The sequence below is a fragment of the Thiothrix unzii genome (assembly GCF_017901175.1).
Classification (GTDB): Bacteria; Pseudomonadota; Gammaproteobacteria; order Thiotrichales; family Thiotrichaceae; genus Thiothrix; species Thiothrix unzii.
In genome coordinates this window covers 2,672,015-2,698,201 of sequence record NZ_CP072793.1, presented here as the reverse complement: position 1 = coordinate 2,698,201, position 26,187 = coordinate 2,672,015, and the positions used below count along the sequence as shown (strand labels likewise).

At 49.4% G+C, this 26,187-nt stretch carries 34 protein-coding genes and 1 tRNA gene; 8 read left to right on the top strand and 27 right to left on the bottom strand.

Annotated features, from left to right (window positions below; all coding sequences use genetic code 11):
• Positions 1–113 precede the first annotated feature (113 nt).
• The gene (locus tag J9260_RS13430; RefSeq protein ID WP_210218238.1) at positions 114–2,069 is read left to right on the top strand and encodes a DEAD/DEAH box helicase; all 1,956 of its coding nucleotides are present in this window, start codon (positions 114–116) and stop codon (positions 2,067–2,069) included.
• A 17-nt stretch (positions 2,070–2,086) separates the two neighbouring features.
• Entirely contained in the window at positions 2,087–2,440 is a 354-nt protein-coding gene (locus tag J9260_RS13425; RefSeq protein ID WP_210218237.1) for a hypothetical protein, read from the top strand.
• A 15-nt stretch (positions 2,441–2,455) separates the two neighbouring features.
• On the opposite strand, the gene J9260_RS13420 is transcribed toward J9260_RS13425, so the two are convergent.
• A complete protein-coding gene (locus tag J9260_RS13420; protein WP_210218236.1) occupies positions 2,456–3,187 on the bottom strand; it encodes a M48 family metallopeptidase in 732 nt (243 codons plus the stop codon).
• A 63-nt stretch (positions 3,188–3,250) separates the two neighbouring features.
• Here J9260_RS13420 and argS point away from each other — a divergent pair, with 63 nt between their 5' ends.
• Positions 3,251–4,999, top strand: coding sequence for an arginine--tRNA ligase (gene argS / locus J9260_RS13415; protein WP_210218235.1), 1,749 nt, complete (start codon positions 3,251–3,253; stop codon positions 4,997–4,999).
• On the opposite strand, the gene J9260_RS13410 is transcribed toward argS, so the two are convergent.
• From J9260_RS13410 to J9260_RS18915, 18 genes are all read right to left on the bottom strand, one after another.
• Positions 5,000–5,320, bottom strand: a complete 321-nt coding sequence (locus J9260_RS13410; RefSeq protein ID WP_210218234.1) for an Hpt domain-containing protein — start codon at positions 5,318–5,320, stop codon at positions 5,000–5,002.
• Entirely contained in the window at positions 5,301–7,628 is a 2,328-nt protein-coding gene (locus J9260_RS13405) for a hybrid sensor histidine kinase/response regulator (RefSeq protein WP_210218233.1), read from the bottom strand. Before J9260_RS13405 ends, J9260_RS13410 begins: the two co-directional genes overlap by 20 nt.
• Positions 7,629–7,645: 17 nt before the next feature.
• Positions 7,646–8,491: an ethylbenzene dehydrogenase-related protein gene (locus J9260_RS13400; protein WP_210218232.1), complete on the bottom strand. Its 846-nt coding sequence runs from the start codon at positions 8,489–8,491 to the stop codon at positions 7,646–7,648.
• A gap of 624 nt (positions 8,492–9,115) precedes the next feature.
• Complete coding sequence (locus tag J9260_RS13395) at positions 9,116–9,325, bottom strand: hypothetical protein (RefSeq protein WP_210218231.1); 210 nt, start codon at positions 9,323–9,325, stop codon at positions 9,116–9,118.
• Between the two features lie 3 nt (positions 9,326–9,328).
• Positions 9,329–10,912, bottom strand: coding sequence for a YfjI family protein (locus J9260_RS13390; RefSeq protein ID WP_210218230.1), 1,584 nt, complete (start codon positions 10,910–10,912; stop codon positions 9,329–9,331).
• Positions 10,912–11,964 (bottom strand): toprim domain-containing protein, encoded by a 1,053-nt coding sequence (locus J9260_RS13385; RefSeq protein ID WP_210218229.1) that lies wholly within the window; start codon positions 11,962–11,964, stop codon positions 10,912–10,914. Before J9260_RS13385 ends, J9260_RS13390 begins: the two co-directional genes overlap by 1 nt.
• On the bottom strand, positions 11,961–12,221 hold the full coding sequence (locus J9260_RS13380; protein ID WP_210218228.1) for a helix-turn-helix transcriptional regulator: 261 nt from the start codon (positions 12,219–12,221) through the stop codon (positions 11,961–11,963). Before J9260_RS13380 ends, J9260_RS13385 begins: the two co-directional genes overlap by 4 nt.
• Positions 12,222–12,279: 58 nt before the next feature.
• The gene (locus J9260_RS13375; protein WP_210218227.1) at positions 12,280–12,477 is read right to left on the bottom strand and encodes a hypothetical protein; all 198 of its coding nucleotides are present in this window, start codon (positions 12,475–12,477) and stop codon (positions 12,280–12,282) included.
• On the bottom strand, positions 12,474–14,189 hold the full coding sequence (locus J9260_RS13370; protein WP_210218226.1) for a hypothetical protein: 1,716 nt from the start codon (positions 14,187–14,189) through the stop codon (positions 12,474–12,476). The genes J9260_RS13375 and J9260_RS13370 overlap by 4 nt, the downstream gene beginning before the upstream one ends.
• Position 14,190: 1 nt before the next feature.
• Positions 14,191–14,454: a hypothetical protein gene (locus J9260_RS13365; protein ID WP_210218225.1), complete on the bottom strand. Its 264-nt coding sequence runs from the start codon at positions 14,452–14,454 to the stop codon at positions 14,191–14,193.
• Positions 14,439–14,648, bottom strand: a complete 210-nt coding sequence (locus J9260_RS13360) for a hypothetical protein (protein WP_210218224.1) — start codon at positions 14,646–14,648, stop codon at positions 14,439–14,441. The genes J9260_RS13365 and J9260_RS13360 overlap by 16 nt, the downstream gene beginning before the upstream one ends.
• Positions 14,645–14,815 (bottom strand): hypothetical protein, encoded by a 171-nt coding sequence (locus J9260_RS13355; RefSeq protein WP_210218223.1) that lies wholly within the window; start codon positions 14,813–14,815, stop codon positions 14,645–14,647. The genes J9260_RS13360 and J9260_RS13355 overlap by 4 nt, the downstream gene beginning before the upstream one ends.
• Positions 14,808–15,062: a hypothetical protein gene (locus tag J9260_RS13350; protein WP_210218222.1), complete on the bottom strand. Its 255-nt coding sequence runs from the start codon at positions 15,060–15,062 to the stop codon at positions 14,808–14,810. Before J9260_RS13350 ends, J9260_RS13355 begins: the two co-directional genes overlap by 8 nt.
• The gene (locus J9260_RS13345; RefSeq protein ID WP_210218221.1) at positions 15,059–15,277 is read right to left on the bottom strand and encodes a hypothetical protein; all 219 of its coding nucleotides are present in this window, start codon (positions 15,275–15,277) and stop codon (positions 15,059–15,061) included. Before J9260_RS13345 ends, J9260_RS13350 begins: the two co-directional genes overlap by 4 nt.
• Positions 15,274–15,453, bottom strand: coding sequence for a hypothetical protein (locus tag J9260_RS13340; protein WP_210218220.1), 180 nt, complete (start codon positions 15,451–15,453; stop codon positions 15,274–15,276). The genes J9260_RS13345 and J9260_RS13340 overlap by 4 nt, the downstream gene beginning before the upstream one ends.
• Positions 15,450–15,815: a hypothetical protein gene (locus J9260_RS13335; protein WP_210218219.1), complete on the bottom strand. Its 366-nt coding sequence runs from the start codon at positions 15,813–15,815 to the stop codon at positions 15,450–15,452. The genes J9260_RS13340 and J9260_RS13335 overlap by 4 nt, the downstream gene beginning before the upstream one ends.
• Positions 15,812–16,054, bottom strand: a complete 243-nt coding sequence (locus tag J9260_RS13330) for a hypothetical protein (RefSeq protein ID WP_210218218.1) — start codon at positions 16,052–16,054, stop codon at positions 15,812–15,814. The genes J9260_RS13335 and J9260_RS13330 overlap by 4 nt, the downstream gene beginning before the upstream one ends.
• A 103-nt stretch (positions 16,055–16,157) precedes the next feature.
• On the bottom strand, positions 16,158–16,319 hold the full coding sequence (locus J9260_RS18915; protein WP_210218217.1) for an Arc family DNA-binding protein: 162 nt from the start codon (positions 16,317–16,319) through the stop codon (positions 16,158–16,160).
• Positions 16,320–16,365: 46 nt separating this feature from the next.
• On the opposite strand from J9260_RS18915, the gene J9260_RS13320 reads away from it, so the two are divergent.
• Complete coding sequence (locus tag J9260_RS13320; RefSeq protein ID WP_210218216.1) at positions 16,366–16,662, top strand: Arc family DNA-binding protein; 297 nt, start codon at positions 16,366–16,368, stop codon at positions 16,660–16,662.
• A gap of 138 nt (positions 16,663–16,800) precedes the next feature.
• Here J9260_RS13320 and J9260_RS13315 read toward each other — a convergent pair whose 3' ends face one another.
• The 5 genes from J9260_RS13315 to J9260_RS13295 form a co-directional block, all read right to left on the bottom strand.
• Positions 16,801–17,673 (bottom strand): hypothetical protein, encoded by an 873-nt coding sequence (locus tag J9260_RS13315; protein WP_210218215.1) that lies wholly within the window; start codon positions 17,671–17,673, stop codon positions 16,801–16,803.
• A 529-nt stretch (positions 17,674–18,202) separates the two neighbouring features.
• Positions 18,203–18,895, bottom strand: coding sequence for a head maturation protease, ClpP-related (locus tag J9260_RS13310; RefSeq protein ID WP_210218214.1), 693 nt, complete (start codon positions 18,893–18,895; stop codon positions 18,203–18,205).
• Between the two features lie 58 nt (positions 18,896–18,953).
• On the bottom strand, positions 18,954–19,583 hold the full coding sequence (locus J9260_RS13305; RefSeq protein WP_210218213.1) for a hypothetical protein: 630 nt from the start codon (positions 19,581–19,583) through the stop codon (positions 18,954–18,956).
• A gap of 108 nt (positions 19,584–19,691) precedes the next feature.
• Positions 19,692–19,889: a hypothetical protein gene (locus J9260_RS13300; RefSeq protein ID WP_210218212.1), complete on the bottom strand. Its 198-nt coding sequence runs from the start codon at positions 19,887–19,889 to the stop codon at positions 19,692–19,694.
• A 44-nt stretch (positions 19,890–19,933) separates the two neighbouring features.
• Complete coding sequence (locus J9260_RS13295; protein WP_210218211.1) at positions 19,934–20,266, bottom strand: hypothetical protein; 333 nt, start codon at positions 20,264–20,266, stop codon at positions 19,934–19,936.
• Positions 20,267–20,470: 204 nt separating this feature from the next.
• On the opposite strand from J9260_RS13295, the gene J9260_RS13290 reads away from it, so the two are divergent.
• Positions 20,471–20,839 carry a hypothetical protein gene (locus J9260_RS13290; RefSeq protein WP_210218210.1) on the top strand — a complete coding sequence of 123 codons (369 nt, stop codon included), beginning with the start codon at positions 20,471–20,473 and terminating at the stop codon, positions 20,837–20,839.
• Between the two features lie 246 nt (positions 20,840–21,085).
• Here J9260_RS13290 and J9260_RS13285 read toward each other — a convergent pair whose 3' ends face one another.
• The 3 genes from J9260_RS13285 to J9260_RS13275 all read right to left on the bottom strand — a co-directional run bounded on the left by J9260_RS13285 (position 21,086) and on the right by J9260_RS13275 (position 23,479).
• A complete protein-coding gene (locus J9260_RS13285) occupies positions 21,086–21,457 on the bottom strand; it encodes an HVO_A0114 family putative DNA-binding protein (RefSeq protein ID WP_210218209.1) in 372 nt (123 codons plus the stop codon).
• A gap of 442 nt (positions 21,458–21,899) precedes the next feature.
• Positions 21,900–23,228 carry a tyrosine-type recombinase/integrase gene (locus J9260_RS13280; protein WP_210218208.1) on the bottom strand — a complete coding sequence of 443 codons (1,329 nt, stop codon included), beginning with the start codon at positions 23,226–23,228 and terminating at the stop codon, positions 21,900–21,902.
• Positions 23,229–23,391: 163 nt separating this feature from the next.
• A tRNA-Ser gene (locus J9260_RS13275) sits at positions 23,392–23,479 on the bottom strand.
• Between the two features lie 184 nt (positions 23,480–23,663).
• Between J9260_RS13275 and J9260_RS13270 the strand changes: the two genes are divergently transcribed.
• From J9260_RS13270 to J9260_RS13260, 3 genes are read left to right on the top strand one after another with little or no spacing between them, the layout of a single operon-like run.
• The gene (locus J9260_RS13270) at positions 23,664–24,707 is read left to right on the top strand and encodes a PilN domain-containing protein (RefSeq protein ID WP_210218207.1); all 1,044 of its coding nucleotides are present in this window, start codon (positions 23,664–23,666) and stop codon (positions 24,705–24,707) included.
• Entirely contained in the window at positions 24,697–25,302 is a 606-nt protein-coding gene (gene gspM, locus J9260_RS13265) for a type II secretion system protein GspM (protein WP_210218206.1), read from the top strand. Before J9260_RS13270 ends, gspM begins: the two co-directional genes overlap by 11 nt.
• Positions 25,286–26,134, top strand: coding sequence for a hypothetical protein (locus tag J9260_RS13260; protein WP_210218205.1), 849 nt, complete (start codon positions 25,286–25,288; stop codon positions 26,132–26,134). Before gspM ends, J9260_RS13260 begins: the two co-directional genes overlap by 17 nt.
• Positions 26,135–26,187 lie beyond the last annotated feature (53 nt).

Below are 26,187 nucleotides of genomic sequence, written 5' to 3'. Positions count from 1 at the left end.
TATCCGCATAAGGTGGGTTTCAGCGACTATCCGACCACTATCCAGAAATAAAGGTTTATCTAAATCGCCAACTACCGCATAATGCCCGGTTTCCTCTTGACTTTATGCGTCCCATGTCCCCAGAAATAAATACTTCCCCCATTTTCGCCGATTTCGGCCTCGCCGCCCCTGTCCTGCAAGCAGTTCAAGACCTCGGCTATGAAACACCTTCAGCTATTCAGGCTGAAACCATTCCTTATTTGCTGGAGGGGCGCGACGTATTAGGTCAAGCGCAAACCGGCACTGGCAAAACTGCCGCCTTCGCCCTGCCGTTGCTCTCACGTTTGGACATGAGCAAAACCGGGCCACAAATTCTGGTGCTTGCACCAACCCGCGAACTCGCGATTCAGGTGGCTGAAGCGTTCCAGAAATACGCGGGTAAGCTCCCCGGTTTCCACGTTATGCCGATTTACGGCGGGCAGGATTACCGTACCCAATTCCGTCAATTGGAACGCGGCGTGCAAGTCGTCGTCGGTACACCAGGGCGCGTGATGGATCACTTGCGTCGTGGCTCACTGAAACTCGATGGTTTGCAAGCTTTGGTGCTGGACGAAGCCGACGAAATGTTGCGCATGGGCTTCATCGAAGACATCGAATGGATCATGGAGCAAACCCCGCCAACCCGTCAAATCGCGTTGTTCTCGGCGACTATGCCGCCTGCGATTCACCGCATTGCGCAGAGTTATCTGACCAATCCGGCGGAGGTCAAAATCAAGGTTAAAACCACGACGGCGGACACTATTCGTCAGCGTTATTGGTTAGTCAGTGGTTTGCACAAGTTGGATGCACTGACCCGCATCCTCGAAGCCGAGCCATTTGATGCGGTGATTATTTTCGTGCGCACCAAAACGGAAACCGTGGAGCTGGCTGATCGCCTGCAAGCACGCGGTTACAGTGCGGTCGCGCTCAATGGTGATATTCCGCAGAATGTGCGTGAACGTACCATTGATCAGTTGAAGAAAGGCAAAATCGACATCCTGATCGCTACCGACGTTGCTGCACGTGGTTTGGATGTGGAACGCATTAGCCATGTCATTAACTATGACATTCCGACGGATACCGAATCCTACGTCCACCGTATCGGGCGTACCGGGCGTGCAGGGCGTAGTGGTGATGCGATTTTGTTCGTGTCCCCGCGTGAACGTCATTTGCTGCGTGCGATTGAACGTGCTACCCGCAAACCGATTGACTTGATGGAATTGCCTTCCACCGAGATTATCAATAATCGGCGGATTTCACTGTTCAATCAACGGATTACCGATACTTTGGCAGAAGAGGGTTTGGATTTCTTCTCGCAACTGTTGGAAGCTTATGAGCGTGAACACAATGTTCCTGCGATTGAGATTGCCGCAGCACTGGCGAAACTGGTGCAGGGCGATGCGCCGTTGTTGCTTGAAGAGAAGAAAAATCACCCGGCTTATAACCCGGATTCCGCGCGTGAACGTGAGCAGGATCAGCGTAAACCGGGTAAGCGTAAAGCCAATTCGGCCTTTAGCAGCGATGAAGAAACCATTCCTATGGAACGTTTCCGCATTGCTGTCGGGCGCACTCATGGGGTGAAACCGGGCAATATCGTTGGTGCGATTGCGAATGAAGCGGGCTTAGATAGCCGTTACATTGGGCATATCGACATTCAGGACGATTTTAGCTTGGTGGATTTGCCAGCAGGAATGCCGAAAGACATTCTGGGCGATTTGCGCCGCACGCGCGTTGCAGGGCAAATGCTCAATATTGAACCAGCGGGTGAATCGGCTGCGGATTATTCACCAAGCCGTACCAGCGGTGGTGGCGGCGGCGGTCGTCGTCCAGAGCGTGACGGTGGCGGGCGTGGTCGTTCGTTTGGTGGTGGTAGCGGTTCCGCGCCGCCGCGTCGTCGTGAAGCAGGTAAAACGGGTGAACGCCCGGATCGCCGCCCGCGTGCTGAAAAATCTGCTGGCGGTGAGCGTCCACCTAGTCGTCCGAAACCGTCTACGATTAGCAGAAAACCTGCGTCTGATAAAGACAAGGGTAAGCCGAAGCGTAACGATTGATGGTGGATAGTAACGTTATGGTGTTAAGTAACAGTGTCGCCGCTTGGGGAACGCCTGCTTTCGCCGTAACGTTTGCTGCTGAGGTGCAAGCCTTGGATCCCAGCCAGCTACCGCTTCAGGCGGGGCTGGCACACAGCAGTCATGTCAGTGCTGAAACCACGCTTACCGTTTTGGTGATGGAAACTGCCGCTACCGCGACTCAATTGCAAGTCAAGGCCGGTATTTTTTACAGCGGTGTGATTGCCGGAAGCTGTTGTTCAGATGACCCGACCCCCGTGTGTGAGCAGCCGGAATATTGCACATTACGCTTTGAAATTGACCGCGAAACCGCGATTGCGCGGGTCATGTTAGTCGATAACGACAACGCCTAATCAGGCGATTTCTGTTTAATCCACTTGTACCCAATGCGGTAACTCCGCCATTGCGCCGCGCATTGCATGGTGAATCTCCGGGTAATCTGGCGCGAATTGCGTCACTAATGCCCAAAACCGTTTGGAATGATTTAACTCGACCGTGTGGCACAACTCATGGATCATGGTGTAACGCGCCCATGCAGGCGGCAATAACAGCAGCTTGTAATTGAGATTGATATTGCCTTGGTTAGAACAACTTCCCCAACGGCTGCGCTGCCCCTTCACGCTGTAGGCTTGGTAACTCAGTCCGGTTTCCTGCGCTAATTGCGTCAACCATTCCCCTAAACGTTGTTTAGCATAACGTTGTAACCACCGTCGCAATACTTGATGGCATAACGTGTGTTCCTCTATTAAGCCGCTGATACGCAATATCCGCTCAGGCTCGCTGCGTAAGGTTACGCCATTACTGGCTTCTGCTTGATAAATCACCTGAAAGGTTTCGCCCAGTGCCAATAATTCAATGCGTTCGGGTAAATCTTGTGGGGTAGCGGGGGCGATAACTTGAGGCTGCCAGTGTTTGGCAATCCACGCGGCTTTGCTATTGACCCATTCGGTGACGTAATGGTGTGGCGTTGTGGCGGGTTTTACCACGACTAAACCTTGCTGCGCGGAGAGCTTCATGCGTACACAACGCGCCCGCGCCGATGTCTGGATCAGGTAATCCACGCGGCGACCGTCAGCTAGATGGAGATGTGCGGTGTTCATAAGGTGGATTCTACGCGGCAAGCCGCATAAAATCCCCGTTTTGATTCCACTGTTGTGAGCCAGATGAATATTCGCCAACTGCTTGATGATCGTATAACCGCCGCGCTGCACGCCCTCGGCGCACCTGCCAATGTCACCGCCATTGTGAAACCTTCCGCACGCCCGGAATTTGGCGATTATCAGGCCAATGGGGTAATGGCGGCAGCCAAGCAGTTGAAACTGAATCCGCGTGAACTCGCTACCCGCTTGCTGGAAACGCTGGATTTATCCGATCTGGCGGAAAAGCTGGAAGTGGCGGGGCCGGGTTTCATCAATATCCATTTGAAGAATGTGTGGCTGGCAGAAATGCTTGTTCCCTTCGGCTCCGCTCAGGGATCTGTGGCTCGTAGGCTGAGCGAAGTCGAAGCCCAAACCATAGTGATCGACTATTCCGGCCCGAATCTGGCGAAAGAAATGCACGTCGGTCATTTGCGTTCCACCATTATCGGCGATGCGGTGGCACGGGTGCTGGAGTTCCAAGGCCATAAGGTGATTCGTCAAAATCACGTTGGGGATTGGGGAACGCAGTTCGGGATGCTAATTGCGCACATGGTGAGCATGGCGGAACAACACGGTGGAGTGAGTGGTGTTGCTCCGCAATTGGCTGACCTTGAAACCTTTTACCGCGAGGCTAAAAAGCGTTTCGATGATGAACCGCAATTTGCCGATACGGCGCGTGATTACGTGGTGAAGCTGCAATCCGGTGATGCGGAATGTCTGGCTTGGTGGCAGCAGTTTATCGACATTTCCCTGCACCATTGCGAAGCGGTGTATGAGCGTTTAGGCGTAAGTCTGACGCGGGCAGATGTGAAACCGGAAAGTGCTTACAACGCGGATTTAGCACAAGTGGTCAGTGATTTGCAGGCTAGTGGTTTGTTGGTGGAAGACCAAGGTGCGCAGTGCGTTTTCCTTGAGGAGTTCAAAAACAAGGATGGCAGCATTACGCCAATTATTGTGCAGAAAACAGGCGGTGGTTATTTGTATGCCACCACCGATTTGGCAGCATTGCGTTATCGCAGTAGTGTGCTGAATATTGACCGTGCCTTGTATTTCACCGATGCGCGTCAGTCGTTGCATTTTCAGCAAGTGTTTACCTTGGCACGCAAAGCAGGCTTTGTGCGCACTGATATTTCACTGGAACACATGCCGTTTGGCAATATGCTCGGCGAAGATGGCAAGCCGTTTAAAACCCGCACGGGTGGCACAGTGAAATTGGTGGAGTTGCTAACGGAGGCTGAAGAACGTGCTTTCGCGCTGGTGACAGAAAAGAACCCAACATTAGACGAAACGGAACGCCGTGCGATTGCGCATACCGTGGGCATTGGCGCGGTCAAATACGCGGATTTGTCGAAAAACCGTAACTCTGATTACATTTTTAACTGGGAAACCATGCTCAGTTTCGAGGGCAATACCGCGCCGTATCTGCAATACGCTTACGCCCGGATTAAAAGTATTTTCCGGCGTGCGCAATTGGAAACGGGTAATGCGTCAATCGTGCTGCAAGCGTCAGCCGAGCGGGTGTTGGCAGTGAAGTTACTGCAATTTACCGAAGTCACTGATAGCGTGGCGAAAGAAGGTTTGCCCAACCATTTGTGTACCTATTTGTACGAACTGGCGGGTAACTTTATGAGCTTTTACGAGGCTTGCCCCATTCTGAAAGAGGGCGTGGATGCTGAGGTGCGCGACAGCCGCTTGCACCTAGCGCAAGTGACCGCGCAAACCTTGCAAACCGGGCTTGCGCTCTTGGGTATCGAAGTGATGGAACGGATGTAATCACATCGCCTGCAAAGCTGCCAACGTTAACGGATACAACGCCGTTAACGTGGCGATCTCTTCATCAACACCGCTGGAATCGTTTGCTTCACCTTTGTGCTGCAACGATTTACAGATATTTGCCATCGGTTCCGCCCCTAAACTGACGCATGAACCTTTGAGCTTGTGAGCTGCTTGCGCCATTGCCTGCCATTCGCCTTGCGTGGCATGTTGACGGATTTCTGTCAGTAATGGCGGAGTCGTGCTACTAAACAGGCTGATCAGTTTGGGTAAAATAACAGCCGGTAAGCTGCGTAAAGTTTCAGGCGTGAGCAGTTGCATGGTGGTTTCCTGTGGCGATAGCGGTTTTGCTGCACCAGTGTTGCAGTGCGGCTTCCACGGTTTCGGGCAAGATGGGTTTACTAATGTAATCGTTCATACCCGCAGCGAGACATTCCTGTTTGCCGGAGTCCATCGCATTCGCAGTCATGGCGATAATCACCGGTTGGCGATCTGCCGGGAATTCTTCACGGATGCGGCGCGTGGCTTCCAAGCCATCCATTTCGGGCATTTGCATATCCATGAAAATGACGTGATAAGGTTTTTTGCGCAACATCTCAATGACTTCGCGCCCGTTTTCCGCCACGTCGGCTTTGTAAGCCATTTCATCAAGGATGGAGGTGGCGACAATTTGGTTAATCGGATTGTCTTCCGCCAGTAAGATGCGTAATGGCAGGCGTTCACCCAGTTTGTTTTGGGTGATTTCAGGGCGAATGGTGAGTAAATTGAGTTCGCCCAATACCGTCATTAAGCTGTCGAACAAACGGCTGCGGGTAATGGGTTTGGTTAAATACAGATTGTATAATTCGCGCACCGTGTCTTTGGGGTGGCGATCATTCGGTGGCGCAATCAGAATCAATGGTAATGTCTGTTTGTCGTAACGGTTGCGCACGTATTTAGCAAATTCTAACGGCGTATCCCCCGGTAAATTGCTATCCACCAGTGCGATGTCATAAGTGCGCCCGACGGCGATCCAGCCAATCGCATCACTGACAGATTTCACGCTATCCACTTTCGCGCCCCAACCGGAACAAAAGTCGCTCAGTGCCTGACTACTGGCAGGATTGTTTTCCACCACCAAAATGCGTTTGCCGACAATTTCGGGGATATTGGGGTGTAAAAACGGCTTGAGCTTGCCAGCGGCTTGACGGGTTTTGAGGGTGAAGTGGAAATGGCTACCCACACCGAGGGTGCTTTCTGCCCAGATGCGTCCTTCCATCATTTCCACCAAACGCCGTGAAATGGCTAAACCTAAACCTGTGCCTTCGTGACGGTGGGAAAGGGTTTCTTCGGCGCGGCTGAATTGCTCAAAAATGCTTTCCAAGCGTTCTGCCGGAATACCGGGGCCGGTGTCATTGATCTGGAATTCCAGCTCGTATTCACCATCGACTTGGTTGCGTAACATGACAAATACGGTGATTTCACCGCTGTCGGTAAACTTGATGGCATTGCCGAGCAGATTGGTGAGAACTTGGCGCAGGCGCACCATGTCCCCTTCAATAAACAGCGGAATGGATGGCCCCACGGCGTAAGCCAGCTCTAAATCTTTCTCCAAGGCTTTGGAGGTGAGCAGGTTGAGTACGTCTTCAATACAGGCACGGAGTTCGAGCGGTTCACGTTTCAAATCCAGCTTGCCCGCTTCCATTTTGGAAAAATCCAGCACGTCATTAATGACCGTAAGCAAATGTTCGCCGCTGAGATGAATGCTTTCCACAAACTCTGATTGCTTTTTGCTCATCGGCGTATTCATTAACAAACGTGTCATGCCAATGACTCCGTTCATCGGGGTGCGGATTTCATGGCTCATGGTGGCAAGAAAACGTGCTTTGGTTTTCACGGCATCTTCTGCGACGTGTTGTGCGTTGCGGGCGGTTTCCAGTAGTTGTTTGAAAGTGCCAGAGAAATAAGCACGACTGACAAGCAAACTAAGGATTAATGCGGCGGTAAACCAAAGGGTACGGTGTTTGATGGTTTCCAGTCGGGTTGCCATTTGTGCGGTGTTGTCGGTATTGCTGGCGATAGATTGCTGGATTGCCGCTGTGACTTGTTGCGCCATGGCATCGTCCAATGTTTCCAGCTCTTCTATCAGTTCTTGGGCATCGCGGGTGGTGTCTTGGGCATCCTGTGCCAGTTGTTTCCAGTGTCCCGGTGATAAGCTTTCCAGTTCATAAGCGAGTCCAGTCATAATGCCTGTGACTTCTTCAAATTGCGCTTTGAGTTCGGCGTCTGCATTGCTCGGCCATACCTGCAATAGCTGTTCACTTTCTTCTTGTAGTCGTTGGGATAAGGTTTGCAGGTGCGCTAAACCGCTGCGGTCACTGTTGGGGTTGCTGGCGAAGCTGAATAAGGCATCGTTAAGTGTATTAAGTGCGTCACGTTGCTCGTCAATCTGGGTTTCTAACTTGATTTGCTGCTGGAAAGCGTCGTAAGCGGATTGCAGCGATACCGTGGCGTGTTGTTGATTTTGTTGAGCTTTGTTGGAAACGTCACTCAGGCTAAACCACAGCAATACGGCAATGACCCCCAGCAAGAGGATGAGCAGGGCACTGTCGATGAGTTGTAGCAGTCGCAGGTTAGTAAAAAAGCGCATCGGTTTGCCTGTTGGTGTCAGAATTTGAATGTCAGTGTCGATGAGGTGTAGTGACGCTCGTTATCGTCATGGTCGAATACGGCGATTCCACCCTTCACCAGCGTATCGCGCTTGAAATGGACATCATCAGGTTGTTCGGTATTGAGTTTGCGGCTTTGTTCCAAATGCCAGTATCCGTTCTTCCATACACCTTTGGCTTTAATATCCGCCATGCTGGGCAGGAGTTCGGTCTTTGGTAGATATTTTGGCATTAAGTCTTGCTGTTTTTTGAAATAGCGTTTGGTTTCATAAGGTTCATCACCTGCATCGGTCGGGCGTTGGATATAGAGTGCCGAGCCATCAGGCAGGCTGGCTTTATAGGATTCCTGCATCGCTTGTTGGCTGATGATGGTCATTTTGTCGTGAGCAATACCGATGGGGTTGGTGCGACCTGCTTTCCAGTTCCACATATCGGATTTAAATTCTTTGCCGGAAAGCCAATTGGCATCGTAGTTACCTTCCATTGCAAATTCGATGGCGAACCGGTCTTCACGTTGAGAACCTTCAACGTATTTTTGTTTGGTTTCATCCCAGATGTGTGGTTTGTGCAGGGTGTCTTCGGTGCTGTCTTCCCATGTGCTGTAGAAAAATACTTCGTCGCCGAAAATGCCCGCTTTTAGCGTGACAGTTTTGGTTAATTCCGGTTTGCCGAGGTAGGTTAATGAGATTTCAACACCGTTGATGTCTTTCCAGTCATCGGCAACCCCGTCCACTACGGGAGCGGTTTTCAGTGCACCAACGGGAATGGATACGGCAGTCTCTACGGCATAAGCAGGGGTGTTAGCCAAGGTTGCTGCAATCAAGGCAGGCAGAATGAATTTCATAGTCACATTCCCGTTATTGTTTTATTGTCTTTGCCGGTTTTAGGTAAAACAGAATTGGGTGAAACGATAGAGCGGCGGGGGATGAATGGCAAGAATTGCCCGACGAAGTGAAGATTTGATGAGATAAAAAAAAGCCCTGTCAGTTATTCACCGACAGGGCTTTCTAAATAGAAAGAAGGGATTGCAATTATCGGTGCAACTAGCTGTTCTTGCGCTATTAATTCCGCGCTTCCTGCTTTTTGTACAAACTAAGATACAAACTTTTAGAAGTCCATGCACCTATTTTTAGGGTTTATCCCTGCTTCATCAGATAAACGGTTTGCGACTGCGACAGTTGCGACAGTTGCGACACTTCACCACCTGATTTCCCTAAGTGACTGTTTTTAAATGCTTATGATGTTGGCGTATGGTTTGGCTAATGTCGCACAGAGGGTTGCGACAGTTGCGACAGTTGCGACACTTCACCACCTGACTTTCTTAAGTTATTGTTTTTAAATGGTTATGGCTTTTTGGCATAGCCTATCGAGTGTCGCAAGTGAAGTTGCGACAGTTGCGACAGTTGCGACAGTAAAAAGCGGGCATAAAAAAACCGGGTCATTGCCCGGTTTCTGCGGTGGTGAGGATTCACTTAAGCCTTGCGAGGTGTTCCGCTGTTTGGCGGGGTAGTCCGCCGTCGTGTTCCATAATCGCGGCGCGTTCTGCCAGTGCTTCGAGGTCTGGTGATGGTGTTGTGTTCCATTCCAGCCGGTCACGTAAACGTTTACCCTGCCACACTGGGCTGGGTGCGGTTGCGTTGTTTGGGGCTTCCCATACGAGCCAGTCACGTAATGCCATTGCCTACCCTCTCAACAGTGCCGGATTCACATCAATGATGTGCTTACGGCCTTCAATGGTTAACCGGATGCGGTTTGCGTCTTCAAGTTCGCCTAGTGCTTTGTCTAGGTCGTTGCCGTTGCGTACTTTGTTGGGTGCTAACCGCTGGATGTCGCGCCGGGTGATGGTGTCGGTGTGGTTCTGTCGGCAATAGCTGATAAGCCAGTCATCCAACTTAATGGCGTTGGATAAGTCGGTGGGTACGGCAATTTCACCAAAGAACCGGCGTGATTCGTACAAGTGCCAGCTTGCTAAGGTGGTGGCGGCTTCCATTGTTGCCCCGGTGATGGTGTCGAGAACATCCGCACCGTTGAATACATGAAACAAGCCTGCCAGTCGTGCGGCGTTGTCGGCTGATTTGCTGGCAATATCACGGTAATACTCCATGTCACCACCTGCCCTTAATTCAGCTTCTACGCTATTGAAATACTCTAACCAGATTTTCAGCGCGTCGTGGGAAAACTGCAAAGTTGGGAGGTTTTCCAGTGCGCCGTGTTGTGCATTCTGGTACTGGCGTTCGAGTACTTCATGCAACTTGGCATAAAACAAGTTCAGGCTGTTTTTGGGGTGGTTGCGGGTGGCTTCTTCAAGGCTTAGGAAGCGGTTCCCTTGGGTGGATGCAGGCCACGCTAACAGAAAGCGTGCGGCAAAACCTGAACCCCGTGCTATTTCCCCATTGGTTTCGTAAAAGTCACGAATCACGCTAGGCTGTACCGCTAACCCCATCGACAAGCGCACGTTGCGCACGTTAAAGCTGCCGTCTACGCCGCGCCGCTTGATCGACAAGGAACCGCCTTCCCACAGCTTATTCAGGGTGGCAACGTTGCGGGTAATGTTATCGGCTTTCATCCCATGACCACCAAACACCACGCCAGCTTCACCTGACAAAATACCCGCGCTAGGCCATTTATGGGCAAGGTCATAAGCAATGGATTCAGGGGTGGAATCTTCAAACACCATATCAGGGGTGTGAATCGGTTTAGGTTTGGTGGCTTCTGCCAGTTCAAGACGTTCTTGCAGTTCGCGGGTGTTTTCACCCTTGCGCCCTGCTTGGGTAATCGCCTGCTTGATACCGGTGATTTCACTTTCCCATGCGGCTAATGCTGCCCTGCCTTTGATCAAGTCGGTTTCACGTTCTTGCTGTTTTTGATGCGCCCACGTATCCAGCACATCCGAAAAGAAGTTATCAGCCGTGGTTTTACGTTCACCAGATTCACCAATAGACAGCAAATACAGGCTTAAGGGTGACGGTTTCAGGCTGCGAAGGGGTTGCACATTGGCTAACCCTTGTGCCGCTACCGATAGCACGGATAAGGCTGAGTTGGCGGCTAGTGCCGGTGGGCATTTGACGATTTCCACCACTTCACGCACTGCTTGCCCGACAATGCCAGGGAGAGCATGAAGCGGGTATTTCGCGCTTTCTGTGCCAACGATCAAGCTTTCAGGGGTTTCCCAGCCGTTGACGGTTGGCTTTTCGGTACGGATAAAGCCATTAACAACCGATAAGGCTGGTTTGCCCGTGGTTGGAGTCATAGGAGTGGTGTTCATCAGGTGGTTTCCTTGTGTGCGTTGCTTCCCAGCAATGCGGTCAAATCGTTGAAATCGGATAGGGTCAAGGGTGCAGAGTCGGGGAACTCTGGCACGATCAAGCCCACGCAGGGTAAAGTCGCGGCTACTTCCCGCGCTTTGGTTAAGCCGGGGTTGCCCGGTGTTTTGCGGTCATTATCCGCGCATACCGTCAAGGGTGTGTGTGCAAAACGTTGGCGGTAGGCGGTGGCAACAGGTAGCAGGTTTCCCGCATCAAATCCCACTAATACCGGCAAACCATACGCCTGATAAAGGCTTGCACCAGTGGCGTAACCCTCACACAAATACACCCCTTCGGGATGTGTTAGCGAGTCACCAATGAGGTGGAACATACCGCGCTTGGGTGTGCCGGTTAAAAAGCGTTTGGAACCGTCCGGGGTGATGGTTTGGACACTGTGTAACGTGCCGTCAAGGTCACACAAGGGGATTAGTAACAGTTCGCCCAATTGACGGATACCCCATGCCCCAACCTGTTTACGCATAAGGTAAGGGTGTGCGGTGTTGGCGGGTTGGGCAGATAGCCACATTTTGACGGCTTGGCGGTGGGCGTTGGCTGCTTTGGCGGCGCGTTCGGCTTGACGTTGGGCAACCTGTTCTTGTTGTTTGCGTTCAAGCTCTTGGCGTTGTGCACGGCTTAAAGCGTAGAACTCGCTGAAACTATCCCACTTGAAGGTTAAGCCGTTGCGCCAGTCGCCAAAAATGCCAATCATGCCCCAACAAGCTTGGTTATTGTGCATCAGGTGGTATTCATGACAGACATACCACCCTGCTAAATCGTCGGCTTTGCCGTTACAGGAAAAGCGTTCAAGCTTGCCGGTGGCCTGAATGTCATCAGGTGCGTGTTTGATATTTTCAATCATAACTTGCTGAAAATTCCGCAAAATCTCGGCACTTGTCAGCGTTGTAGGTGGTTGTTTTTCAGCAGTTGCGCTATAATTACGGCTCAAATCGTTGAATTTTGAATCGCCTCTGGTGCTGGTAACACTAGGGGCTTTTCTTTGTGTGGTACTCATAAAACATCCTTCATGGATTGCATCCATTGATCTACGTCTGATTCCAACCACTTCGCGGTATTCCCCCAACGCACGCACGCGGGTAGCTCATTTGCTGCTGATTTGCGGTAATACGTTGAACGGCTCATTCCAACCTTTTCGCAGAATTCGCTGATACTTAACCAACGGTCGGTAAAGACCGCATCAGGTTTGGTCTGACGAATCCTGCGCTTGTAGTCGTCAAAGTTGGTAACTCTTAGCTTTCCTCTGTCTATCATTTGCATATCCTTTTCAGGTCGTAAAAGTTGGCAAGGCTTGCGCCCTGCCCGGTGGGGGTTATGCCGCCAAAAGCGCGGCGATTTCCGAATCAATCAATTCGGGTGAAGCATCAGCCGGGAAAAATGCCGTGCCGTGCGTGCTACCAAAAGCGTTTATTTCGTCCATTAAATCGGCCTCTTCCTTGTCGGTTATCCAGTACCCATCAAGCCAGTAATAAATAGGCTTTATTGGTTTGGATGTGTTTTCTATGGTCATGCGTGGGTTCCTCTCCAGATGTACTTTTTACCGCCGTTACGGTAAATCGGGTTTACCTGCATCAGCCCTTCGCGGATCGCACGGCTAAAGAATGCTTTTTGCATATTACTTATGCGGGTGCGGTCGTTGGTTTTACTGCCCGTTTCGGTTGGAGCAATGCGCTTTTGCACCCAATGCCATGTAGGTTCAACAGAGGGTTTACACTCACCTATCCGCACCGCTGCAACCCATTCACCGTAAAGGCTTTCAGTGCCTTCAGAACCCTTAGCTAAGGGTTTGGCCTCAACCACTTCAGAACCCTTAGCTAAGGGTTTCGTGGTGGTTTCCTGAAGTGGTTTTTCAGCCGGTGGGGTAGTGGTTGCATCTAGCGGCATATCCCGGTAATCGCTGGAACCGGTGCGCAATTCATCGCGGTAAGTGTGGCCCGGTACGGCTGGATTAGTGCGTTTGAAGTCCTCACGCGGAATCAATGCGTAGTCGTCCGCCGTCTTGCCTTTGCCGGTGGGGTATAGAATCTCCTGCGGATACTTGCGGCGGTTTTCAGCGTCTTGGTCTTGGTTGGAACGGGCAGGGATAAACCCGAATCCGGGCTTTTCCGCCTGCACTTCGTCGGCCTGCCATTTAAATAGCTTGGCAGTTTGGGGAATAAATCCGAAACCGGTTTTATTGTCAGCGTATGGCGTGCCTTTGGTTCTGATTTCAAAGTCCGCGCCTTGGTCATCCATTGGGACATTTAATGGCTTGTCGGACAAATCAATGGTGCGATTGTCTTTGAAGTCGCCAGAATCGAAGGTCTTACCCGTTGCCCGGAAATACTCACCATTCAAACCTTTCAGCGAGAAACTGTAGGTATCAATGCCGCGTAATGCCCGTGCCTCATTGAATATCGTGGTAATGTGAATCAGCTCAAAAAACAAGGCGGCAATAATGACAATAATCATGGTTCCCGCATCGTTGGACATATCCACCAGTTCAGCCGCGTACTTGGCTGCGGGTAGGGCGTGTTCGTCGCGTTCCTTGCTTAACGCTGCCTGCTTTGCCCCAATTGCTGCGACATTGGCAGTTGCTACGCTTTCCCGTTCGGCCTGCGCTTGCTGTTTCAGGCTGGAAACCTTGGCGGTACTGTTGTCACAGTCTTTCGTCTTGCCCTCTGCCAGTTTGCGCTGGCAAGCCACAAGCTTAAATTCAGCATCAGCGATTAACCCGGCAATTGCCCCAGTGGATGAACTGCCCACGGTGGTATTCAGGATAGCCGCGCCTGCTTTGCTGGTTTCCACCGAATGAAACGCCTTGGCCTGTAGGTTAGAGCTTGCGCTAATCGCCTCGTAGTAAAGCCCACTAATCAACGCAAGGCTGATAATCGCGTGAATGATTACCTGCCCACGGTGGTTGCGCTCTACGCTGTTTTTAGCAATCGCCTTGTAGTTGAAATGCTTTGCCAGCGACAACGCCAGTGGTACAGCAAACACCGTTACCAGTGCCCATGTCATGCCGATAACGTTGGTGTAATTCCCAAAGATGTAATCTTGCAGGTTCCACACCGTCACCCCGGCAAAAATAACGCTGGTGAACGAGAAGTAAATAAAATAGGTGGCAATCGTGAAAACCTTCTGACTGGTTTTAATGCCCTTCAAGTCCTCTTGATGCGTTTCCAGCTTTTGGGTGTTTTCGCTCAAATCTTGCGAGAGGGTATAAGCGTTTGATAGGTTCACATCACACCCCCAACCATGAAATAGCGAATAAACCCGCCAGATAAAACAACCTTAACAGGCTGTTATCCGGTAGCCGCCACATTGATAGGGCGATTGCCAACGATGCAACCACGGGAAAGAACCGATAAATCGTGTAGATGTGGTTGCCATTGCTGGCAATGCTGGCGAAAGCCACGACATACAGCCCGACAAATCCCAGTGCTAGGCCGTTGGTGGCGTGCTTGAAGAGCTTTAACTGCTGAATGGTGTTTAGTGCGTTTCGCATTGTTGCACCTCCTGACTTTCAAGGAAGCGTTTCGCAATTTTTACGTCTATGCACTTTTCCTGCCCCATGAATTCCAATATCTCCACCATGCGGCGCAAGCTTTCCAAGGCGTAACCGTGACGCTCCAACAGGGCAAAGTGCTTTGCTTCCAGTTGGGCAATTTCGGCTTTTAGGTGTTGTTCGTGGTTGCTCATGGATTCACCTCACGCACTGAATAGCAGTGGTTGAAGATGGCGAATTCCTCAAACCGTCCGCGCACCTCTTCCTTATCCGTGCCGGTGAACGTTATCCATTGCGGTTCGGTTTCGGATTCGTCGCGGTAGGCCACGATGATTTTGTATTGCTGGTTCAGGTTAACCATGATTCACCCCCACGGATTCACGCGCTACGCGGCACGCCGCCGCTGCTGCCGTTGCGTCCTTCAGTTGTTCGGTGAGTGCTTTTGCTTGCCCCCACGTCATCACAACACGGGTTTTAGTGGCCCGGTAAAACTCAATGTCGAGTGTGATTATTTCGCCGGTTTGAACGGCTTGAACGGTTGCGCCGCTGTAGGTTTCGCCCAATGGGGGAACGTCGGCACGAAAAACGGGGATAGGTTGGTGTTTCATGCTGAAGCCCTCCCAATTAACCCGTTAAAGGTCACGCGCCCGTGTTGGGTAATGCGGGTGTAACCGTTGGGCAAACGCTCCACGCTGTAAATCGTGCGCGGTGGGCAAGCGGTCGGTTTGATTTCTGTTACAGATTTCAACTCAGCCGGTGGGGTGGATACGGTTGTATCCGGTGTGCCTGCAAAGAGGTCGATTTGATCAAGTTCGCGGCTCATGGCTTCACCTCACGCAATGTCGGCTTGTGGTTCATCACGTTGCGGTTAATCCAACGCGCCCACATGCTGTTTAGGAGGATTTGACGGTGTGCAGGCTTGGCACGTTGCAGGTGAGCGTCAATAACGGCTTGTGCCATTTTCAGACGTTGTTCAAAGGGTAGGGTGTTGGTGATCATGCCTTTTTCCCCTTTGAATGTGCGCGGTAAACCGCATTAACTGCCTGAAACGCTTCAACTGCGCCGGGTGGGATGTCGGCTAGGCGTGAATCCGTCCACTCTTTTTCCTTACGTGCTTGTTCTGCTTGTGCATCGGCTTGGAACTTTGCTTGTGCTGCTTCGAGCATTTTTTCAATACCTTCACATTGCGCCGCAAGGTCGTAATGAAGGTTTCTCAAAACCAGCTCAATATGTGCTGTTTCCATGTCGTCATTCAGCGTGCTTTGATATTCCAAAGCATTGAGAGCAACACCGATTAAGGCCGAGTAGCCATAGATATGGCGGTGAATCTCTTCTAGTTGGTTATGTTCTTGCTTATTCACGCTGCACCTCCCACGCGGGTAGCGGTGCGAATGGTGACGGCTTGCGGGTAGTGGTTCCCGTGTTGGACGGCATGGCCTGCAATCTCAACTTGTAAGCCTTGGCAGTGCAGGAAGTTCGCCAGATATTCGCTGAGGATCGCGCTATCCGCGCCGGGTTTGATACCTGTAACAGTAATCAAGATGTCAGATTCATAGGTCTTGTTTGTGCCGTTAGGCGTTGTGATAACATTAGCTTTCATTTGCTGAGTTCTCTAAATCGTGTCAGTAAATGGGCTGTTTGGGTGTTGACGCACCTTTCAGCCCGGATAAGCCCCGCACCATGCGGGGTTTGTTCGTTATGGCTTACGCCGCGTGTTTCTGTTCTTCTGCCTCCTTTGCTTGTCTCACAATGCGGACAAGTTCCGCGTTCATTGATCTATCGCCAGCCTTTGCCCGTTCCTTCACCCATTGAGAAAGTTCATGATCAAGGCGTACTGGGTACGGTTTTACTCGTTCACTGGTCATTGCTTAAAATCCTATCCTTTTCTATCCAAGTCTATAGATTACAGTAATGGAAAAATGGATACAACTTCTATCCATCATTATCCTTGATAGAAATGGAGTCACGATACAGAATCACGTCATGAGTAAAGAAGATCAACGAATCCACCCATACCCCGTAAGGCTTACCAAAGAACTTAGGGAAAAACTTGATGCCGCCGCGAAAGCAGCCGGTAGGTCGCTGAATGCTGAAATGCTGCTAAGGCTTGAAGCTTCATTCTTGGAGCTATCCGCCGATGAACAACCGCTTACCGCTGTACAAGTCCGGGAACTGATACGGGAAGAACTCACCAAAGCGGGTAAGTAGGGGTTTTTAGGCAAAGCGTTGCTGTAGCCCATATAATGGACTCCTATCAGTCATAAAAATTAAGCAATGAAGCCCGGATGGTTGCCCCTTCCGGTTTTTTGTGTCTGAGTGATTTTTAGCAGGAGAGAAACCGGAAGTTTAGGAATTTTCGGAAATTTCCGAACATTCCACGGTGGCTAGGTAAGCCCTGATTCCCTTGTCTATGGTACTGGTGTCTTTTTTCTCTTCGCCTGCAATTTGTTCGTGTGCGTTATTTTCAGAAAAGTATTCATCCTTGTTTTCACACTCTTGCTTGATTGCTAGTAGACGTTCATACCATTTCTTATACAGGGCAAGTGTGGAAGGCTTTATATTTCTTGATTTGACTTTTTTAGTATCTGTACATTGCTCTAAGTAACTCTTGCAAATATTTGCCCATTCTTTTTCTATCCAACTAATATTATTAAGATCGTTAATGTTAATTACTGCGCAGCCTTTATATTCATTAGCTATTTGAGCATAAGCCATGATTTGTTCTTTAATATCAAACCCACTGAAAAAAGGTTCATCACCAACTAAAATATGACAGTTTGGATTGTGCCAAGGAAATAACACTGGTTTGATTTTTCTTTCAACTATAGATGTGGCTAAGTCATACCTAATGCTAGTACCATCTTCTTCAAATATTTCTCTAAACGGTTCAACAAGCAGTGCGATACTTGAAATTTCCATTTCTTGCTGTACTTTTTTTGATAAAGAAATAAATTCATCTAGAACATTATAATTTGATGCTTCAATTGCATCTATCAATTCAGTCAACTCTGTTTCTCTAATTATTGAAAGAGTTACAGTGTTACTTCTATTGCCAACAGTAATCACTTGAGTGTGATCTTTAATTAGTCCATCTCGTATTCTGTTGTTTCTTTTTACAACTTTTTTATCTTTATCAATAAGGTAATCACAATGTTTATCAGTAAAACCTCTCAACTTCAGCCAAGTTCTTACTTGCTTATAATGACTGTTTTCATTCATACTGCTGCTTCCTGTCAGATCGTCGAAAAATCCATACAGGGAACGCAAAAGGGAAGCCCGCCAGCTTCCCTTTTTTTATTGTTTGTCCCTGACTGCCCGAATGTCGGACAAGCCAAGGCATTTTGCAAGTGTTACAAGATCGTTCTCATAAGTTCGCACCATTCATGGGCAAGGTTGGCACTGTACGCACCGTGGGCAGAACGCGCCCGACGCTCTACGTGTGGGCGGTGATGGTTTGCCCATTATTGGGCTTGACGATAGGTTGTATTCATTGATTTGCTCCATGTCATCACGACATTGATTGAGGTTTAAAACTATCTCGATAAAGATAATGGGGTATAAATCAATAACCCGTTATGCGTCTTTACCTTGTACATCAGGTGATTTTTACCGTCTTGGTAATTAACCACCGTATAATCAGAATGCTCATCCCGTAACGCTTTTAATCGCGCTGCTTTGCAAGCGGTCGGGTAGTCTTGAAAGGTTGAATTTACGATTTCATCCCGAAAAACTTTGTAAACGCCACTACTCACGAATAATGCCCTCGCTGTATTAATGTTGCCGGTCGGTTGCGATAAGCGTTAATCAGTTTCAAGCCTTCGCCCTGCATACCTGCGGTTTCTTCGGCTTTGTCCATATCCGCTTTATTTGTTATCGCATCCACTAACCCCGCCGCTTTTGCCTCTTTCGCGGTGTACCACGTTTCTTCCTGTAGCAGTGCCAATACTTGGCCTTCGGTTTTGCCTAGCCGTCGTGCATACGCGGGGATAACTGCCTGTTCATGCTTTTGCAAAATTTCAGCGTTTTTCTGGTGGTCGGCTGCGTCACCGTAGGTAAAGCCTTGCGCCCGGTGAATCATCACTAAGCCGTTTTCTGCACATTCCACACGATTAGCAGCCAACATAATGACCGAACCAATAGACAGTGCGTAACCCATGATCTTAACGGTGATGAACGCGGGGTGTTGTTTAATCAGGTTATGAATTGGCAAGCCGTCTGCAAAAGAACCACCAATCGTATTCAGGCAGATGGTGATGTTATCAGCCTTGCCTGCTGCATCCAGATCGCGCTTGAATTGGGCAAGGTTGGCAGTGTATCCACCAATCACACCGTACAAATTGATTTCCGCGCTTTTGCCGCTGTCCTTGGCGGTAATGGGATGATTATTAACGGATTTCCCGAACGTGCAAAAATCATCAAGTGAGTTTTTAAAATTACCCATGATCGTATCCTTAAAAGTCCCCGTCGTAATGACGGGGAAATGACCACGATGAAACTGGTTAACGGATTAACAATTGAGAGGGACTATAACCCAAGTCCTGTAACAGGACTCTGACGGTTTCTTCTGGGTTATATCTTGCGTCAAATCGTTTCACGCCGGGACAAATGTTTTCACATCGCTGGATGTAATCCTTAAATGCAGTGATAAAAGCGGCACGGGTAGCGGCAAAAGCAGCAACTTCTACCTGATAATTACGGCGGACTTCCAAAACGTCCAAAGCATTAATCATGCCGGTAATGACATAAATGTATTTAGGGATTTTATCAACCACCAATTGATTTGCATTTTTACGGACTTGAGCAAGGCGTATTTGTCGCGTTGTTTCTGCGTTCTGTTCCTCAATTGCGACAATGGCGGTTTGATTTTCGTTAATGACCGCCGCCGCGTAATTGTCGGTAGAGTCCGTTAATGATTGCTCATATTCAACAATGATTTGATTTTGCGTCTCAATATTCGCTTTGGAATTTTCAACGCCTTGGCGCAAATCTTCCTGCTTGCTTTTCAAGTCCGCCATTATTTGAGGCGATACAAGGTAATCACTGTTTAAGTCATTAACCAGTTGTTCACGTTCACCTGTTTTTTGCTTTGCCGCCCATTTTCGCGGGTGACTGCTGGTTTCAATTTCCATTTCCAGCGCGTAAAACCGTGTAAAGTGGGCTTGCAGTAAGGGATTGGCAAACAACGTTACGTTGTCGGTTTTGATTTCAATCGGGTCAAACATAATACACCACCTTAATTACGAGTAATGGCCTTTTAGCTCTGAAAAATAAACACCAATCCGGTGGTTTTCTGCTTCGAGTTCGGCGATTTTTGCGGTGAGGTCGGCTTGCATATTTGCTAAGGCGGTGTTGTCGTCGGGGTGTAATACCCCATTACGTTTACCATGCTCTGCTTTATTGAGCGCGGCAGTTACTTGGTTCTTGATCGTAGTCATGTCTTATCTCCACGTCATCACGACGTTGATTGATAGGGTAAAAGTTAAAGTCTTGCCACTGGGCGTATTGCATTCATCAAACTTTCGTTTAACTGCATCATTTCGCGGATTTTGTCGGATAGTTGAGCCTGCATCTCAACCAGCGCGGCGCGGTCGTCTTGGCTCAAGTTGCCGCCGCTGTCACGGTGTTTGTCGGCTTGGTCAATGGCGGATTTGATCTGAGCTTGAATGTCGGTCATCGTTTGTCTCCACGTCATCACGACGTTGATATTGTAAAAAATCACATTGTCCAGTCCTTTCCACGGAAAGACCAGAAAAACCGTTTTAGTGTTACTGCGGTGGTGTTCTTGGAATGCCAATTGCCACTTGCTTTTCATCAGATCATGCTATTCACACTCAATAATTTCTGTCATATCGGTGTGAGGGTTTTTTCTATATTTACTTATTAAATTCAATAAGTTACAATTGATAATTAATGTCATTTCCATCTAAAATCGCACTCTTTCTCGCGTATGCCCGCGTCTTTTGAATTAGTGGAATATTGGAAATGTTTTTGGATTGGAAACAGGAAGGTGAACAGCATGTTAATAGCACTAGATTATGACAATACTTGGACGAGTCACCCCGCCGCTTGGCCTGATTTTGTTCATTTGTTCAAAGGCATGGGGTATGAATTTGTCTGCGTCACTTCTCGCGGTGCTACCGCAAAGAATAAGCAGGAACTAAGCCGGACAATAGGTGAGTACATGCCTGTTGTATTTTGCAATCACCAGCCAAAAAGGGAGATTGCACGCCGCTTTGGATTCAGCCCAGACATTTGGATTGATGATCGTCCTGAAACAATACCCCTCATGCCTGAACAATGGTTAGGTAGAAAAAGCTTTTCAGGCGATACCGCTATGCTAGAAATAACTCCCCGCTATGTCCCAGCCGCTTTGCGCAAAATGTGAATGATTTTGTCAATGATGCGGTCTTTTCTAACGCTCATTGCCGCTAGTGATGTGGTGGGCATTAAAAAGCCGCAACGTGTGCGGCTCTGATGGGGTTTGGTTCGTGGTCTTGAGTGGGTTTAAGCGGCTATCAATTGGACTTCATTCAATGCCGCGCCGGTTTCTTGCTGCGCTTGCTTAAATTTCAGCGAGGAATTCGCCGGGGTGAATCGCTGGTAATCCGTTGTCACTTTTCCACCTTGTAATTTAAGCGGCTTGCGCCTCACCTCTTAGGGTGAATTCGGTTTTGATTTCTGCGAAGGGTGAATATATCCGCCCCGCGTCGTCACGCTCTAGTAAACCTATGTCTAGCAGCTTGATTGCGTCTGTGTGTACGTTTTTCACATCGCGCCCCAGTTGCTTGGCTAACTCACGAATGCTCATGGGTTGCTTACCTTGCAAGCGGTTCAGCACATCCCAACGTTTTGGGGTAATGGCTGCGAATAATGCGCCGGGTGTTTCAAAGCTGAACACTTCGCCCTGATAGTTGCCAGTGCTTAACGCATCGTCAAACGCCGCGCCCATTGCCAGCAGATCAGCCGCTAATTCGGGTTCAATTTTAATAATTGCGTATCTCATGGCTTGCCTCTTTCTTTGAGAATGTCCGCTACAAAATCCGACCAAACTTGTGACGGCGTGGTGAACTGATAAGGGGTTTCTGCTTTTTCCATGTTGGTAAACATACCAGTATTAAGGCACGTTTTCACATCTTGGATGTGCTGTCATACCCTGCTTAAAAATTAAGTGTCGCAACTGTCGCAACTGTCGCAGTCGCAATGTGTTTGGGGATGAATAGCCATGTGCTTAGGTACTAAATATTGATAGTAAATATAATAATATTATTAAAATTAATAACTTATATGTTTTTTAAAATGATTAATTATCAACCAATATGGTTATCCTACCCTCTGTCTGTCGCTAAGTGTCGCAACTGTCGCAACTGTCGCAGCATTTTTACTACTGGTGACAATGGGCGTAAAAAAGCCGGGTATGTTCCCGGCTATGGTGATGGTTTGTGTGATTACACCGCTTTGGTTTTGAAGGTGAGAACCTGCCCTGTTGTGGCTCGAAGTTCATCAAGGTAATCCGCCCATGATTGGAGCATATCGCGGCGTTCATCAAGATAATCGGCACGGTTATAAGCCGACCTTATTACGTTATGGTCTTGGTGGGTTAGTTGGCGTTCTATTGCGTCAGCATCCCACATTCTGCGCCCGTCCTTATCCCGCATTTGGTTAAGCAAGGTGGATGCCATGCCCCTAAAGCCGTGCGCGGTCATTTGCCCTTTAAACCCCATCCGCCGTAACGCCATATTCACCGTGGCGCGGCTCATGGGGTTATCGTGGTTGTGTGGCATTCCCTGAAAAACGTACTTCTTACCGCCTGAGTGTTGCTTAAGCTCTTCAAAGATGGCTAATGCTTGGTGTGACAAGGGGATGATGTGTTTCCGCTTGGGGTCGTTATTACGCTTAATCGACATTTTGGCTTTCAGCCGTCTAACTTCGATTGTCCATGTTTGTGCTTCAACGTCGATTTCTGCCCATTCCGCTTCGATCAATTCCCCCGGTCGTAACATCACCAACGCGGATAACTTCAAAGCGCAAATACTGTAAAACTGCCCCGGATAGTGATCTATCGCCCTTAACAGTCTGCCCACTTCCGTTGGTGTGGTGAGTGCCGGGAAATGTTGGGTTTCCTCTTCCTGTTTGAAAAATCCTTTCAGGCTTGCGGTCGGGTCTAGGGTTGCCCTTCCAGTAGCGAAGGCGTAGCGGAATATCTGTCCTATGGTTCCCAATACCCTGATATGGGTGTTGTGGGTAATCCGCTTTGAGATGCGTTCAATGACGCTGATTAGTTCACGCGGGGTAATCTCGGTTATTGGACGTTTACCAATAAAGGGGAACACATCCCGTTCTAGGTAGCTGGTGGTACGGGTGCGGTGGGTTTCTGATTTGTCACTGAGGTGTTTAATAAACCATTCCCGTGCTACCGCTTCAAAGGTGTTGCTGTCTGCTTCACTGTTGGCGTTTTGCAGTTCCTTTTTGTAAATCGCGGGATCTATGCCCCGTGCTAACAATGCCCGTGCTTCGTCGTGGCGTTCCCGTGCGAGTTGTAGCGTTACGGTGGGGTATACGCCGATAGACAGCGTTTTCATGCGCCCTTCTATGCGGTAGTTGTACCGCCAAAACTTACCGGGCTTCCTGCCATTGGTTCCGGTTTTGACGTGTAGGTATAGCCCGCCGCCGTCTGTTAGGTTTTCTGGTCTACCATCGGGCTTGGGTTTGCTGGCCTTAACTTTGGTATCGGTTAGCTTGCGGGATAAGGCTCTAAGGTTGGGTGCATTCACCATTGTTTGTATCCTCTGTGGGGGTAAGTAAGGATACAAACAATAATACAAACTTTGATATGGGATGGAATGACACACAATGGAACACTATGAAACAAAAAAGCCCTTACAGATTGCGGCCTGTAAGGGCTTTTGGTACATCATGGAACACCATGAAACAGTAAGATGGCGGAAAAGAAGGGATTCGAACCCTTGATACGTTACCGTATACACACTTTCCAGGCGTGCTCCTTCGACCACTCGGACACTTTTCCGCAGGATTTTACACAGGGCAAAATCAAGGGCGCAATCGTACCCCACGCTAGGCAGCTTGTAAACTGCGGATTAGAGCGTTACCGCTTAAATATACAGTTGGTCGGGTCAAGTTCGACAGGGGGTGGTGGATGGGTTAGGCTTGTGGCTGGGCTTCTAAGATAAAAATATAACAACATGTCATTCATGCCAAACATTCAATCTTTCTTACGCTGGTGGGGCGAGGGTTTGTACCAAAGCCTGCCCGATGCCGTGCGTAAGTGGTTTCGTAGCGATTTGCCACGCTTGATCTTGCATCTGCGCGATAGCCAGCATGTGGATGTGGCATGGCTGCAAGATGGTAAACAGCAAACCTGTGGGGAACTGGTGTTAGGTGATGCCGTGGCCTCGCTGGATTGCGTTCCGGCAGCGCAACGCCACAAGCCTTATCATGTCGAATTGCGTTTGGGTGCGAGTCAGGTGCTGCACATGCAACGCCATTTCCCTGAAGCGGCCAAAGAAAATCTGCGGCAAGTGGTGGGTTATCAGCTTGACCGTTTAACGCCTTTTACCGCCGATAATGCGTACTTCGACGCGCACCCCCTGCAACACGATAAACAGCGCAAAGAAGTGCTGGCGGATATTCATGTGATTCCGCGCCATTCGGTGACGCAATGGTTACGTCAGTTGGAAGGTTTGGGTGTCAGTAAAGTTGATGTTATTTCGGTGGCGGATACCACCAACCGCGTTAACTTAATGCACGATCAACAGGCGGCACTCAATACAGGTTGGTCGAAAATTCCGTTGTACGCTTTCTTAATCACTCTGGCGTTGAGCTTGCTGGCTCCGTTGGCCTACAAGTACCGTCGGGTGACGCAAATTGATGTTGCATTGAGCGAGTTACGCCAAACATCCGCTGGGCAATTAGAGATTCGCGACAAGTTAATGGCAGCGGAAGATGCCCTGAAGTTTCTGGAAGAAAAGCGCAAAACCTCACCGATTGCGTTGGATGTGGTGGAAAAATTATCCGCTGAAATTCCCGGTCATACTTGGCTCGAACGCCTGAGTCTGGATGGCAAACAGTTGGAAATTCGTGGTGAATCAGGTAAGGCATTAACCTTGATTGACCTATTGGAAGAGTCGGACGAGTTTTCGAATGTGCGTTTTAAATCGCCTGTAACCCGCAATAAAGATAACGGTAATGACCGTTTCCATATCGAAGCAACCTTGGAGGTAGCGCATGTGGAATGAAGGCTTGTTGAAAAAACATCAGACGCTGCTGGCGTGGAGTTTATTGCTGTTGCTGGTGTTAACGCTGCTGGTGATGGTGGTGATTCCGTTGGCGCAAGCTAGTGCTGATTACGGGCAACGCATTGAAAATGGCTATCAACAGTTGGCGCGTTTCCGCCAAATTGCCGAGGCAACCCCAGAGTTTACTGCCGAATACGAGCGGGTGCAGCAACAGGGTTTGGATAAATTGTTTTACCCCGCAGGCATGACCGCCGCGCAAGTCGCAAAAGAATTGCAGAAACATCTGGCAACTGTCATTACCCGCGATAACGGGGTATTGGTGAGTTCCGAAGTGGTGGAAGATCAAGCGGTTTCAGAGCAAGAGCAAGCGGCAACCTACCAGCGCGTCATGGTAAAAGCGGTGTTTCAAAGTAGCCCGGAACTGTTGCGCGAAGTTTTGCATCAGGCTTACCGGGCGCGTCCGCTGATGTTTGTGGAAAGTTTAGACATTAAACCGTTGGATGATAAAAATCCGCAACAACAAACTGTCAAAGCCGAAGTGAAAATTTCGACCTATTGGCGCGGTGGGGAGGTGAGCCATGAGAAAGCTGATTAATCCGCCGATTCAAGCGTTACTGTTAATGAGTAGTGTGGGTTTGCTGGGGTTGGCAGGCTGGAGTTTATTTAACCTCAAAATGCAGGATGAAACTCAGGCGCGCGCCAGCAGCGATGTCAGCGTGAAAATTCCCGATGCGAGCGTATTAGACGCACCTGCGATGGATGCTTACCCGCAAATGGTACAAGCACCGTTGTTTTGGGAGTCGCGCAAAATGCCGGAAGCACCCAAAGTGGAAACCCCTGTGGTGGAAACTGTGCCAGTAGATACCTCGCTACCAGAAGGGCGTTTGATTGGGATTATTGATGTCGGCGATCATTTGTTCGGCATTATGCAGGATGCGGAAGGCAAAAGTACGCACTTGCGCAAGGGCGATAGCTGGGGAGCGTGGAAAGTGACGGGGCTTGATCCTGATCGTTTACTGTTGGCGCAAGGTACTGAGACCCAAGAGATTCCACTGATTGGGGATTTCGCCGTGCCGCAAGAAAATCCGCAGGTGGCGCAGGCTAAAGCGAAAATGTTACAGCAACAAGCAGCGACTAAACCGCCGGTGAATGCTGCCGCTGCTGCACAAGTGGCAGTGGGCGCAAAAGCACCTCAAGCAGGTGTAGTGCCGCCGCCATTGACTCCGCCGCCGGTTGAGCCGGTGATGGATATGGCGGCAACGAATAATGGTTTGGGGCTGCCTTTCCCGGCTGATACGGCGAAACAACCGCCAGCGTTATCGGTGAAAGATGCATTAGAAGCGCGTCAACGTTTGATGGCTTCACGCTGGGGAAGCTTGAGCGGTGATGCGCAAGCCGTGCCGGTTGAGGCCGTGCAGAAAAAGTAGCAGTATTATTTATCCGATAAGCTGTACTTTTTATCCGATAAGAAAAATATTAG